This window comes from Dyadobacter sp. 32 (assembly GCF_902506755.1).
GTDB lineage: Bacteria > Bacteroidota > Bacteroidia > Cytophagales > Spirosomataceae > Dyadobacter.
Genome location: NZ_LR735258.1, coordinates 5191389 through 5205613 on the forward strand (window position 1 = coordinate 5191389; position 14225 = coordinate 5205613).

General features: G+C 47.3%; 12 protein-coding genes. 11 read left to right on the forward strand and 1 reads right to left on the reverse strand.

Annotated features, from left to right (window positions below; genetic code table 11):
• Positions 1 to 20: 20 nt before the first annotated feature.
• The 11 genes from DYADSP32_RS21325 (at position 21) to DYADSP32_RS21375 (ending at position 13427) form a co-directional block, all read left to right on the forward strand.
• Positions 21 to 1094: a hypothetical protein gene (locus tag DYADSP32_RS21325; protein WP_149240864.1), complete on the forward strand. Its 1074-nt coding sequence runs from the start codon at positions 21 to 23 to the stop codon at positions 1092 to 1094.
• A 24-nt stretch (positions 1095 to 1118) separates the two neighbouring features.
• A complete protein-coding gene (locus tag DYADSP32_RS21330; RefSeq protein WP_149240863.1) occupies positions 1119 to 3026 on the forward strand; it encodes a phage baseplate assembly protein V in 1908 nt (635 codons plus the stop codon).
• Between the two features lie 2 nt (positions 3027 to 3028).
• Entirely contained in the window at positions 3029 to 3649 is a 621-nt protein-coding gene (locus DYADSP32_RS21335; RefSeq protein ID WP_149240862.1) for a GPW/gp25 family protein, read from the forward strand.
• A gap of 21 nt (positions 3650 to 3670) precedes the next feature.
• Positions 3671 to 4564, forward strand: a complete 894-nt coding sequence (locus DYADSP32_RS21340; RefSeq protein ID WP_149240861.1) for a hypothetical protein — start codon at positions 3671 to 3673, stop codon at positions 4562 to 4564.
• Positions 4548 to 6377: a type VI secretion system baseplate subunit TssF gene (locus tag DYADSP32_RS21345; protein WP_149240860.1), complete on the forward strand. Its 1830-nt coding sequence runs from the start codon at positions 4548 to 4550 to the stop codon at positions 6375 to 6377. The genes DYADSP32_RS21340 and DYADSP32_RS21345 overlap by 17 nt, the downstream gene beginning before the upstream one ends.
• Entirely contained in the window at positions 6378 to 7355 is a 978-nt protein-coding gene (locus tag DYADSP32_RS21350) for a type VI secretion system baseplate subunit TssG (protein WP_149240859.1), read from the forward strand.
• A gap of 150 nt (positions 7356 to 7505) precedes the next feature.
• A complete protein-coding gene (locus tag DYADSP32_RS21355) occupies positions 7506 to 8243 on the forward strand; it encodes an FHA domain-containing protein (RefSeq protein ID WP_149240858.1) in 738 nt (245 codons plus the stop codon).
• A gap of 55 nt (positions 8244 to 8298) precedes the next feature.
• A complete protein-coding gene (locus tag DYADSP32_RS21360) occupies positions 8299 to 9681 on the forward strand; it encodes a hypothetical protein (RefSeq protein WP_149240857.1) in 1383 nt (460 codons plus the stop codon).
• A gap of 105 nt (positions 9682 to 9786) precedes the next feature.
• Entirely contained in the window at positions 9787 to 10443 is a 657-nt protein-coding gene (locus DYADSP32_RS21365; protein WP_149240856.1) for an FHA domain-containing protein, read from the forward strand.
• 29 nt (positions 10444 to 10472) lie between these two features.
• On the forward strand, positions 10473 to 11732 hold the full coding sequence (locus tag DYADSP32_RS21370) for a protein phosphatase 2C domain-containing protein (protein ID WP_149240855.1): 1260 nt from the start codon (positions 10473 to 10475) through the stop codon (positions 11730 to 11732).
• A 66-nt stretch (positions 11733 to 11798) separates the two neighbouring features.
• Positions 11799 to 13427 carry a protein kinase domain-containing protein gene (locus DYADSP32_RS21375; RefSeq protein WP_149240854.1) on the forward strand — a complete coding sequence of 543 codons (1629 nt, stop codon included), beginning with the start codon at positions 11799 to 11801 and terminating at the stop codon, positions 13425 to 13427.
• A 64-nt stretch (positions 13428 to 13491) separates the two neighbouring features.
• Here DYADSP32_RS21375 and DYADSP32_RS21380 read toward each other — a convergent pair whose 3' ends face one another.
• Positions 13492 to 14145, reverse strand: coding sequence for a response regulator transcription factor (locus tag DYADSP32_RS21380; protein ID WP_149240853.1), 654 nt, complete (start codon positions 14143 to 14145; stop codon positions 13492 to 13494).
• Positions 14146 to 14225 lie beyond the last annotated feature (80 nt).

Genomic DNA, 14225 nt, shown 5'->3' on the forward strand with positions numbered 1-14225 from the left:
TGAGGAACAATTAAAGCGCTATGTTTCCAGACATTGGAATGGGTCAGGTGATTCCCATTACTTTTAATCAGGCAGAAGTAAGGACTCCGGTTATCAGCCATCGATATTTTACGGCTCAGGGCTCTGTTTTTTTATCTGGTACGTTCATCTTTGGACAGCCCCAAACCTCCGCAACCGTGGCGGTGACACCTGCTGCGGTTTCATTTTCAAGTGATGGGACCTATGATGTAACGAACGCCATACAAGCTCAGATTGCCGAAGGCGTAAGTATTCAGATACAGGGCTCACTCAATGGATTGCTGGACATACTGCGAGGCGAAGGTAACGCTACTACCACGGCACAGCGAATTGCCAATCTGTTTTCGGTTGCTCTGGGGATAGATGTGTCGTGTGTTACCTTTCAGTTTAACACCCCGAATGCCGAAGACCTGGTGCAGGGCTTTTGGGGTAGTTTCGACGCAATACTGGATGGCAACAGGCTCATGGAAATGTTAATCTACGGCAGAACCGAATCCTTTGAAGGGTTAACTATCGGAGAGATCGTAGACGAAAGGACTGGGCGAAGAACATGGCAGTTATTAAGAATAAATGGCAGCGGTACTGCCCGTTTTCGATTTGGGCTTACCGCGGCAGGTGTTGTTACCATTGGCAGCCGAATATCCGCATTGCTTCCGGGTGCTCTTTTGGTAACAGGAGCTGTGGTGTTGGGTGTATCTTCGATGGCGATACTGAATGTTTGCCTGGCAAATGTTCGGGCCAGGGGTGAGCGCCTGGGGGTTCTTACGCGATTCTGTGCAGGTTATGTACGTCGGGTTTATTTTCCAAACAATCCTTCAATCTGGACCCAATCCGATCACGTTTTTCGTCAGGGTGTGGAAGGGGCGGTTCTCGATATCTCCCGAAACCCGTTAGGCGATGCCGGTATTCTGCAGGAAATAGCCACGGTTACACATATCTCACCCGATGAGGTGATCAGATACAATGAGGAATCAGGTGTAGCATCCATACGGGACATGCAGTCACTGGTGAACACGGGAATTCGTCTCGCCGAAGCCATTCAGGCGGGAAATGTAAGAGTGGCCGAAAGGTTTTAATTCAATACAAGTAATAATTGCACTATGCCACCACCAACCAGCACATTTATATCAAGCATTGAGATAAGCATCAATGGGGTCACGATCACGCGGGCAAATTACCTGCGTATTAATCAGCGATTCGAGACGCACCACAATTTCGAAATCAGTGTGTCACCGGAAATGTTAGTGGGACAGGAGAATACTTTGCAAAATATAGCTAACCAGTTTATAGGCAAAGGCGCAACGATACGGTTGACACAAACCCGTCCGGGAGCAACCGCCCAAAACCTGGTTTTTTATGGTGGTGTTACTTCGGTTCGGTTGATTAAAGGCCAAAGCAGAACCAGCACCTACCTTATTTCGGGTGTAAGTCCAACCATACCATTATCTGCCGGAATTCGAACACGTTCCTTTGAAAACCAAACACTTGCAGACATTGTCAACTCCTGTTATTCTTCTCCTGGTTTAAGAGTATCTCCTAATTTTATTGCGCCCATACCCTATGTGACCCAGTACCAGGAAGATAAATTTCAGTTTCTGCAACGACTTGCTTCCCGATATGGAGAGTGGTTTTATTACGACGGAGAAAATATCATTTTTGGTAAACCAGCCCGTCCTTCTGCTCCAACAATAGATTTGGCAAGCGGTACAAATCTGTTTGAAATGGAATATAGCCTTCGGGTTGTTCCTCTGAAGTTTAAGCCCTCCTACTTCAACCATGAAGCATTTGACCGTTTTGACGCAAATTCGGCAAATATTCAGGTTTCGGGGCTAAGCTCACTTGCTCAGTTAGCAGCCGATCGTTCGGACATTGTCTTCGCAGACGATACGCTGAACACGATCCACCTTCAGAACTTTGAAGCGTTACCAGACCTGGAGGAGGCTACTCGAGTGGAAAAAGCGGTGAGAACCAATAAGCTGGCATTGCTGACAGGGGTAAGTCCGGAAATGGAATTGAAAATTGGGAACCTGATCCATGTTACCGACCCGGCTTATACCAATGGTGAATTAACCAATACTGTTGATTATGGCACTTTTGTGGTCGTGAGCCTGTATCATAGTCTGGATTCATCGGGCGTATATCAGGTTCGTTTCGAGGCAGTGTCGCAGGATGCCGATTTCCCACCGGTAACTTATCTGGTTGCACAGCCGCAGGCTACGCCGCAGTTGGCTGTTGTAAAAGACACTGCCGACCCATTAGAATTAGGTCGGGTGAAGGTAGAGTTCATGTGGCAAGGAAGTGGCATTGCTACCTCGCCCGGTACAACACCCTGGATACGCGTGTCTTCGGCTATGACCTGCCATTCCAAGAGTTATTTTATTCCCGAAGTGGACGATACTGTGATGGTCGACTTCGAATACGGGAATCCTGACCTGCCTTATGTTGCGGGAAGTCTGTATGCCAACGACAATGGACCCAGAAGACCAGGATCGGAGCTTTTCAGACCAGATAATCACATCAAAGGAATAATTACCAGAGGAGGAAACCACATTATTATTGATGATGAAGATGGGAAAGAGAAAATTTTGATATTCAACAAGGAGAACAAAAATAAAATAGAATTGTCGCTGGATGGAGAGCCGCAGATTAATATCCATAGCGAAGGGGAAATTAATATGACCGCTAAAAATATCAATATTAAAGCCTCGGAGGAGTTGAAAATGGAGGGTAAAAATTTGGTTCAAATTGAGTCTGATACATTAATTGACGCAAAATCCCAGGACGAGATCAAAATATATGGCGTAAGCAAAGCGGGTATCGGGTCAGATGACAAATGCCTGAGCAGTGGAGCCAGAGTAGGGATAACCGCAACTTCGGAAATGAAAATTGAGTCGGCTACCATGGAATTAGCCGCCAATGCTACGATGGATCTGAAGGCAAGTGCTTCACTGGCTATTGACGGGGGGGCTATGGCTGCTTTGAAAGGTGTAATGGTAATGATCAACTAAACATGAACAACGACTATTATCCGATTCCGCCCTCGTTTGGTGCGTTGATGAAGCGCAGGAACGCAGAGAGTGGGTTGATTGATGAGCTTGAGCTGTTCAATTCCTTTGACGAGCTGCTGAGAAGGTTTTCATCCGATCAGATTGAAGCTGTGCAGGCAGTGAAGGATCTAATGAACGGACAGAAAGTGGATGTATTAAGGGATCTGATGAAGCTAATGACGTACCGGGAATTTGCCGAAGTGCTTGTCAATGAAAACGTTATTCCAAAACTGTCCGTTGCCGAATCGGTAAATCAGAACATTTCCCTGTACCTGTCTTCGAGGCCCGGGGAGTATTTTTTTGATCATAGCTATGGCTGCATCATTCATGGGTACGATTTCCGACAGTTACGTGATACCCCCAGCAAGGATCAGATCAAACGGTCGGTGGAGGAGTATCTGCGCAAATTTGAAAAGAGGGTTATCATCAATAAGGTGAATATTGATATTACGGATGTGGAGGAGAAAGTGGATGGCGGCAATCCGCGTATTTGTCGGTACATACAGATCATCATCTCGTGTACACTGGCTCAAACGAAAGAAAAGCTTCCGGACATGAAATTCAGGTTGGTAAGATATTCTTGATTTTTTCTAAACCTGAATAATATGATACAATATTTGGGCAATATTGAATTAAACGGATTTCGCTTTGATTCCTGTTTGTTTTTAAGTAGGCTAAGTGCAAATCAAAACTATGATCTTACCATTACGCTAAGGATATACCTGAACAAAGTAAATCCAACGGCAGCAGCGGAGTATGTTGACTATCAGGGAACTAGATTTAGAGTAGGTAACTGGCCTGATGCTGAGTGGAATGATATCAGTTCTGTATTTCAGTACTATGGGGAAGAATGGTGGGATAACAAGTTTTGGTTACGAACTCCAAGGGATATCGATACTCGTTTGCCAATTGTGGGTGTCGATAGCGATATGGCTAATCCGCCGGTCTATAGTGTCTGGCGCCCGGAGACATGTCCTGAAATTTTCCCTCATGTCAATTGCCGTTTTAATTTGGAACAGGTAGATAGCCGGGGAGCGGCACATTGCACGATTAATATGAGGTATTTTACAGAAGTATTCGTCAATGATACCTGGAGAAGAACAAATCCAGAGTTCGCAAACCCCAGATCGTCCGCTGTTGATATGGATTACGATGACATATTTGGAACAACAACGGAGTACGAGGGTGTCATACTCAGAAATTTAACAATCCCGCACGAAATTGGTCATTTGATGGGGCTGCAACATTCCGGGATCGTTCGGCGAGAAGCTGCCTGTCTTGCCGAAATAAGCCGTTCGGGTTCCGCCGGAGGAAATCATGATCTCTGTTACGGCAGCACACTGGAAAGCCGGCGTGATATCATGGGGGCCGGTGAAGATCTCAGCTGGTACGACGCCCTTCCCTGGCGCGTAGCGATTGAGCAGCATACAGGAATAAACAAACATTTGTGGGAGATTCGTCAATCTGTAATACAAGGTGAGTATGACCCAATACGCTAATCCCAAACGATATAAAACGCGTGAATACATCCGGACCGAAATGATCCGGGAAATTGCGCGTTTATGGCATTATGATGAAAGTGAGCTCGCAGTAGAGAGCTTCGACCCGCTGGTGGGCATGCTGCTGGGTGCTTTTGCCACCGGGCTCGAAGGGGTGTACAATGAGCTTGATAACTCAAGCAGCCGCATTGTAAGCCGGCTTGCCAGCTTGCTCACACCCGACGTACTCACAGGGCCGCAGCCTGCTCATGCTGTGATGAAGGCGGGAATTCTGGATCCCCATTACGAGGTATTGCCACAGCATACGTTTAGCTGTAATGCTATGGGGAAAGAGTTTTTCTTTAGTTCGGCAGGGAGGTACACCCTCTACAAGTCTCGGGTAAACACGATGATTATTCAGAGCCGGATTAAGGAAATGGGTACACCGGCCAAAGAATATTTCATGAATGAAGCCATCCCCGCCAATGAGGTGTGGCTTGGGCTTCATGTGGATGAGGACATCGATAGTTTCGAAAATCTTAGTTTCTTTTTTGACTGGCGAAATGATCCGCAGCGGGCTACATATCTGAACCGACTGGCTGATGTACGTATGTTTACCGAAAATGTGGAATTGGATATCTCACCGGGTTTGGTTAGTAATGATTCTCAGTTTTTTACAGGTGATGGTGAAAGTGCGGTGGGTCGGGTTGAGTCATTGGTACAGCGGTATTATAGTTCAAATTTTTTTGGCCTAAGCAGCCGTAACCGCCTTACGGGAGCACCTGTATCGTTACAGAAGAAGAAGTATCCTGCCGCTGTGGTGTCTATGGTTAGTCAGGAAGAGTTGAGCAAATACTTTGTACAGGATCTATTCTGGGTCAAGCTCAAATTTCCCGGAAGTCTTTCATCAGAAGTGCTGTCGCGTATGGTGGTGGAGTTGAACGCATTTCCGGTGGTGAACAGGCGGGCAATCAGCCAGCCTTTTGACCTAAGGCAGCTTTTTAATGTTTTTCCTGTTCGCGTAGAAAATGGGGAAAGTTTTTTGGGTATGATCGACGTAGAGACCCCAACAGGTGCCAGGCTCACCAATGTACAGCAATTTAGCCGGGACAGTGCCAACCAGTATTTGCTGAGACAACGAGGGGTAACCAGGTTCGACGACCGCGATGCCACCGAAATGCTCACTTATCTGGTTGAGCTTTTGCGGGATGAAAGTGCCGTTTTTATGTCTATCGGACAAAATGAAATCGATTCGGACGTAGAAGAGATCAGGAAAAGGCTGGAAAGGATCAATAGTGTGATCAGGCGCGAAAACATTCCCAACTGGTTTCTTTCTGTAAAAACCACCGAAAAAAGTGGGCGGATTAATATTAAGTATTGGACTACCCGGGCAGATGAAGCCAATAATATCGCTCACGGCATGAAGTTGAACCGGGAGCGTACGAATGTAGCCTTTACAGATGAGGCCAACATGTTGCTGACAACCACCGTGGGCGGCAGTCGCGCCCTACAGGGAGACGACTATTTGCCGGTATTTAAAAAGGCCATTCTCACGCGAGGGCGGCTGGTAACCATCGAAGACTACAAGGCGGCCTGTTTTGCTGAGCTGGGCGACAGGCTGAAAAATGTAGAGATCCGCAAAGGGTTTGCCATAGGGACATCTGAGAATCAGGGATTACAACAAACTTTGGAAGTGCATTTGGTGCCCAATCCTCAGAAGCCCACGACTACGGAGCAATGGTCGGAATACCAAAGCCATTTAAGTCACATTTTTGAGGCGCAGTCATCCGGTATTTTGCCCATCAACGTCATGGTAAAGGGCGTTTTGTCTTAAATGGATATTACCACAGATCATATCAAAGAAATTTTAGCACAGCTGCCTGTCAAAAGGTTGCGTGCGGAAGCGATTCTGGCCGAATTATTCGAAGCCGGAGTTTATCGTCCGGGAGATGTGGTGATTTCTCCGGAAAGCTCTTCCTCGTTATTTTACGAAAGAGATGTCAGCGAAATTGAAGAAATATTCAACCCTTTCAGCGGGCGATCCTGGTTTAAACTAAACACCCCGCGCGATGGTATTTTCGATTCACTTCCCGAAGGACTTTTTCATAAGCCTACACCACGTTTAAAGAATAATGAAGATTGGGCCGAGATACGTTCGGAGGAAACCAGACAGGAGGAGGATGCCAGGCGATTTTTTTTGCCGTTTGATAATGCACTGAACCAGCAGCGGGTTCGGGTCGAACAATTTGAGAAAAAAGCGCTTGAAGGAAGGGATAAGAATTTTATAAAGGAATTTCTGCTTGTTTTCTGGCCAGCATGGGGAGAGCTGGAGTTGTCCGAGGAGCAGCAGTTCAGCCTGTTTCATCTCACGATCATTGCCCATCAGGTGGCAGGTAACGTGCCCTGGATGGAATCCTGCATTTCACAAATGCTTGGGTATGACATTCGGTTATTTTATGAGGATCAGGTGTATCGGATACCTGTTGCGGAGACTTTTGGTTCTTTGGGTGAAATTGTCCTGGGGGTGGATGCCATTCTTGCCACCAATTCCTTCCCGAAATGGCGTCGGCTAAAAATCAGGATAGGCCCGCTCTATTACGAGCAAATGCGCGATTTTTTTCCTGGAAGGAGCGGTGAAAAATTGCTTCATTTTTTATGTAGCCTGCTTATTCCCGTAGAGGTGGACTGGGATCTTGAACTTATTCCGAAGGTAAAAAGGGATCCCGACGAAGAGGTGGAAAATTCACTGATCAGTTTCACGGTCAATAACAATGATAAATATGCTGTGCTGGGGTATACCACCGTGCTTTGAATCATCGGTGATGACTTTCAAAGCAGCTTAGCCCGTATCCCTCAATTAAATACGTCATTTGACGTATTTCCTGGAATCATTAGTTTTCACTACTTGCATAGTTGATAATTGCCGGGTTCGTTCCCGAAACTATAATAGGTATTTAGCTGTATGAATTTGCCCGCTCAGAGAATCACCATTGGCAGAAAACCAGGAAACACGATCGTACTGAACAGCAGTGATGTGAGCGGTACCCATGCATCGCTGACGCTGATCAATCCCGTGACTAAAACATGGGAAATACAGGACCTGGGCTCGGCAAACGGTACCTTCGTGGATGGGTTGAAGGTATACAGAAAAGAAATTACAGAAATCAATCAGATCAAACTGGGCCAAACATTCATTTCGTGGGATGTGATTCTAAACCGCAATGCCGTCCCTGCTCCCGAACCAATTGTTGAAAGGACACCATTGAGGCCGCCCCTGGAAGATCCTACTCCGCAGGATGAAGCGTTGAGGGAAATCGCATGGAATCTCAAAAAAGTAAGCGATGATTACCGGGAGAAGAAGAATCGAATGGCTGAAATTCAGGCGCAGGAGGCGGTGAATTCACGCATCCAGGGATTGGGTTTTCCGATGGGTGCGGTGATCGGTTCACTGGCGCAGGCGCTCCCCGGTGACTACAAAATTCTGGGTTATGCAGGCGGTGTGATTTCTCTTGGGTTTGCAGTGAGTGCACTGGTGAGTTCAAAAAAACTGAGTAAGGAGCGCAAAACTTTCACCGGCCTGGATGATTGGTACAAAATCAACTACGTATGTCCGCACTGTCACACTTTCATTCAGCAACCTTTTGAACTATTGGAAAAAACAAAAAATTGCAGAGCTTGTAAAAAACCATTGATACCATAAATCGCGGCTGGCATTCCGATTAAGCCCACAACATTCACTATTTATCATTACTAAAATGAACAATCTTGATTTTGAAAAAACCCAGATATGGGCAAAAAATGTGATGAACGCGCCCATTCCGCCAGCCGCTCCCGTAGTTACAGCCGCAGCTGCTTCCGCTGCACCGGTTATGAAAAAGCCGGTTCTGAAAACGCTTACAAGGGAAGAAAAGATCATTCTGGCAACGGGTGGTGCACTGGCGATCGGGCTGGGAGCCATTGTGATTTCCAGTATTTCGGATGAAGATGTTATAGACAAATTGCCCGCTGCTCCCACAGCTGACCTGACAGCTCCGGTTCTTGACCTTGGCGTGGAAGAACCTGTTGAAAAAGTAGTGCTTCCCGAGGAGTCCAGTGCACCTCGCCCCGCCCCACGGCAGCAGGCTCCAAAGCGAGAGGCTGCCCCCCCGCAAGCGGAAAGTCACGTCGTAAAAGCGCCGGAAAACCATCATTCGCTGCTCGAAATTCCGGAAATCCCCGAGGTGGCCACCAAAGTCGGCGATGAACTTACATTCATTGAAGCATTTAATGTGGCCCGGGACGAAGTGGGGCCCGCGGGATTGTTTGCATGGAGAGATACTTATTACAGCACATTTACAGACAAGGAATGGGAATCGGTTCCGGAGGATAAGAAGGCAAAGTGGCTTGAAGCTGCTGAACCCATTATTGATCCCGGATACGAAAATTTATCTGAAGGAATAGCCATTCCGGAACCAGCCCAAAGCGTGGTAGTGGCTGAGCGAGGCGAAATAACCTGGACGGGCGTAGACAAAAATGGCGATGGACAGGCGGAAATATTGATGGCACGGATCAACGGACAATCGCCTATGGTGCTGCTGGATACGGATGGTGACGGTGTCCTGGACACCCGCTACGATTACGAGGTGGCCAGCGGTAAAACGTTCGGTTCAAGAATTGAGCCCTTTTCCATGAGTGTAGCAGACATTGAGCATCTGGAATATATACCGGTGCAGCCTGATATGGGGTTTTTCAATCATTCCGGAAATGAGCAGATTACGGGTTCTTTGCCAGTCTCTATTTATGCTGAAAACGATCAGTACGTAGTGAGCATGGACAGTAATATGGACAATACCGTGGATGCCATCACCTACCTCACCGACGACCGTGGTCCGGTGGTCGGGCTTGACTTTGACAATGATGGGCAAATCGAAATGGGCTATGTATATGACACAGTCAATCAAACCGTCAACTCCCTGGAAATGGAACCTATGGAAGAGATGAGTCTCGGTCCGGAAGCACCTGCCTTGTCGCAAAGTGAAAATGCCTTTGAAGCGAATGAAGTAACCGGCGAGGCGCTGACTTTTGACGATAACGAAGACGGGGATCAGGATTATTTTACGGCGGATTCGGATCGGCAAGATGATGATGTGCTTTCATGACGTTAACGGGCCCGCCATTGTTTCTGCAAGCATTTGCGACAGTTAATTATTCCCTCTTTGGCGGGTGGTGCCATGGATACAGGTCTGTTTTATTAATTATTTCCAATGGATATTACATGTAGAAAGTGCGGTGCAAAACTGACTATTACCAACACCGCGACACCGATTGTAAAATGCACAAACTGTGGCTATCCCAATCCGGTGATGGCTGGGGCACAACCCTCAAGACCTGCCCAGATTCCGCCTGCCGTTAGCCCGGTTGCGCCGGCCATGCCTTCTCAGGCGCCACCCAGGCAAGCCATGGGCAAAGCATCGGGGCCGTCCGAACTGGGGTGGCTGGTCGTACACGATGAAAACGCCGAACAGCAAACCCACCCACTTCGGATTGGCAGACAGGTGATTGGCAGAAAAAGCGTGAGCCGGCCCTGCGACATCATGATCGAGACGGAGGATCCTTTTATGGGCCGCAACCACTGTATTCTGGAAGTCAAACCGAGCAGAAGCGGCGGGTATGAATTTTTTCTTTCCGATGTAAAAATGACCAATGGAACACCGGAACAAATGAGTACAAACGGCACCTACGTCAACGCACAGCCTGCGGCATTACGTCCAAAGGATATGGTTTATCTAAAAGATGGAGACACGATACAGATGGGTAAAACCAAGGTGGTGATTAAAACCCTCATCAGTGCAGCAAGTGCACAGGACGCTTCCCGGATTGTACAGGATACGGACTATTCGCCTACGGTAATCATCAGATAAACACACTATTTTAACAGAAATCTGGCAGTATGAAAATAACGATTCATTCACCAGTTGGTTTTAATGAGACCGGTGGGCGCTCCAATAATGAGGATACCATACATCCGCAGGTAGGAGAGGCTTTGGCTTCTGATCGTTTATTTTTGGTCTGTGATGGTGTTGGAGGCGAGCATCGCGGTGAGGTAGCCAGTGCTTTGGCCTGCCAGTCTTTGAGTCACTTCACGGCTCAGTTTAAGGGTGCTGAAATGACCCTGGAGGTAGTTAAACAGGCGCTGGACTATACCCTGCAGGCTTTCGAAAGGCTGGAAAAATCCGATCCCGAAACGCATGGAATGGCAACAACCATGACCTTGCTGTACATCCAGGATAATGGGATTGTGCTGGCTCATCTGGGTGACAGCCGGATATATCAGGTGAGACAGGGGAAGGTTATTTTCAAAAGTAAAGACCACAAATGGGTGAATGAGCTCATTGAAAGTGGAGTCATTACTGAAGAGCAGGCGAGGGAGCACCCGAAACGAAATGTGATCACCCGTGTGATCAGTGCCGGGCGCAATGATGAACCCGAATTCGTGCTGATAAGCGACGTAAGGGCCAATGATTATTTTTTTATGTGTACAGATGGTGTTCTCGAACAGCTCTACGACGAACTGCTGGAATACCATCTGCGTGATAATCCCGATAATCAGTCTTCGCCATCAGAAATTATACAAGCGATTAAAGAAGAATGTGAGGGGAAAACCAATGATAATTTTTCGGCTTACCTCCTGAAAATTGCTCATGTGGAGATAGGAGCTGCTCCGCTTCAGAATCCCGGACAAAAGGAAGTTCCCCTGCTACCCGAAAATAAATCTCCCACTCAGGTTGTGGAGGAAAAAGGGCCTCAATCATCCTCCAATCGTTTTTGGATCATGATGGCTGCCGTTCTTTTGGTGGGAACGGGCTATTATTTCTGGGAAAAGGAGCCAGTACAAACCGACGTAAGTGTACCTGTGAAGGTATCTGCCACGGCCGTGCCAACAACGGATACCACAAGGCCGGGGATAGAAAAGCCTAAGAAAAAGGAAGAGAAAAGAATACCCGGGCCGCAAAAGGTGAAGAGCGGTGTGCCATTAAGAAAAAAGAAAGACCCGGATCGTGTTAAAAAGGAGGTAGATGACCTTCGTACCAGAACCTTAGAAGAGGAGGTTAAGCCTGAAAGTGAAACACCCGTACCGGATCCCGTTGTAAAGTCTGAAAAATCGGATCTGCCCGACAAACTTAAAAAAGTGGACCCTAAACAGGATTAGTGAGCGTTGCCTGCCGGGCTGAAAATATTGAACTTCTGTTTCAAGAGTAAATTTGTTAAAAAGACCATGACCGCTTCCGACTTTGCCGACCGATTTGACTATGATCCCGACAATGATTTGCTCGGGGAGGGAGGCTTTGGAAAAATTTTCAAGGCCTGGGATAACGTGCGCAACGAGTTTATTGCGCTGAAAATGTCGAAGGTACAGACGGGCATGGAGGAGTTTAGTCTGCTGAGTGAATATGAGCGTGTAAGGCATCTTGAGCATCCAAATATTGCCCGTTACATGGACTGCCAGCGAATCAAGCTTCCCGGCATTGGTACGCACGATATCGCACTCATGAAACACTATGAGCATGGGAATCTTAGCCAGTTGCTGGGTAAACATGTTTTGACATTGGCCCAAAAGCAAAAAATCATAGATGGCCTGCTGGAGGGAATTGCCTATCTGCACAAGTTGAAGCCGCTTATTATTCATAGTGACCTCAAACCCTCAAACATATTAATTGTTGAGCGACGCGGCTTTTTTATTCCTTTGATCACCGATTTCGGAATCAGCCGGCAGGCTAAGGTCGACGATAAATCCTACGTTACCAATACAGTGGGCGCCGGAACCTATGCTTATGCCGCGCCGGAGCAATGGGAAGCAAAAGAACTACGTCCCAATGCGGATCTGTGGAGTTTTGCGATCATCGCTATTTACGTGTGGTTCAATGGTAAAAAGCTGCCCTTTCGTTCTGATGACATCAGTATCGCCACGGAGTCGGGTCGTATCGAATACATGAAAAGGGTTGTGGCCCTTGACTTTATTCCTGATTTAAAAGAACTGCCCGAGAACTACCGAAGGATGATCGATGCCTGCCTGGTGGTGAATCCGCAGGCAAGGGTACGCAATGTAGACGAACTCCATGCACGGATTAAATTGGCCGTGGTAGAAAACGCGACCATAGAGGAGGCAACACAGATTCTGCCAAAAAGTAAAAAGCCGGTAAGGCCTCAGTTGGCAGCTATGGATGAAAAAACCTCCATTATGCCGAAGGAAAAAGTTGCAGCTCCGATCGTGCCGGTAGATTCTGTTAAACCAGAAATACGTCCGGAGCCAGCACCGCCAGCCCCGAAATCCAACAAAATAAAATGGATCGCAGCGTCGATGATAGCTGTGGGGAGTATCGGAGGAGGATTAGCCTGGTATAACAGCCGGCCTGCGACTCCTCAAATGGCAGCACCTGCGGCTATCATTGCGGAGCCGGTCAAACCGCCGGTGAAAGATACTGTTGTAATGGCCCGACCCAAGGTGACCAAAGTGGAAACTCCTCCTGAAAAACCCGAACCAGAAAAAATAAAAAAGGCTCCCGCCATTGAAAAGGCAAAGGTGCCCGATACCAAGGCGGTCTATCACGTGGTTGAAGATCTTCCTAGATTTCCGGGAGGGACGGGTGCCATGAACGCGTGGCTTGCCACACATTTGAAAACCCCCGAAGCTGCTGAAAGGTCATTTGTTTCAGGTGTGGTAAGGTTGTCTTTTATAGTAAATACCGATGGTACCCGGCAGGATATACAGGTTGTCAAAAAACTGGGTTATGGTTGTGACGAGGAAGCCATAAGACTGTTGAAAACAATGCCTGACTGGATACCGGGGCGTACATCGGGGCGGACGGTCCGGGTAAGGCATACGATTGGGATTACTTTCGAGTAAGTAATCTGAATGGATGGATGATTGGAACGGAAAGTGGGGTATGCAGCATGGATAAAAACATGGTTCAAGCCACTCGCCCGATTACTTTGGCCACAGCTTCGCGGCTTCCTTTTACCTGAAGTTTCTGATAGATATGTTCGAGGTGCTTGCGGATGGTTTTATCCGAAACAAAGAGCTTTTCGCTGATCTGGCGTACGTTTATTCCTTTTACCAGGCATTCGAGGATTTCGTTTTCACGTAGGGTAAGTTCTGCCGATTTAGAAACTGCCTGAAGGTGCATTTCATTGGGTCCCTGTCTCAGCAGATCCAGCGCTTTTGATGCCATAATGGGTGACATGGGTGCTCCGCCATCGAGTACTTCCGTTACCGCGTTGATAATTTTATGGGTTTTTTCATCCTTAAGAAGATACCCCGAAGCGCCGGCTTTAATGGCTTCGAATAATTTTGTGTCATCATCAAACATCGTGAGAATGAGTATTTTCACGTGAGGGTGTTTTTGTTTTAACAGCCTGGTTGTGGTAATGCCATCCATCTCCGCCATTTCAATATCCATCAGAAAAACCTGCGGAATGCCTGTTGTTGGAAGCTGTTTGAACAGGTCTTTACCGTTACAAGCCCTTAAGATCAGATCTATATCCTCACTCAAAGAAAGTTTTTCCCACATGCTGGCGGCAATGGTAGGATTATCTTCAACCAGTCCGACGGTAATTCTCGACATGATGATAATGGTTACAGGATGTAGCGTGGAGAAGTGGTTATGTGAGGTATGATAACCAACCCTTTCTGCAAAGTAACGAA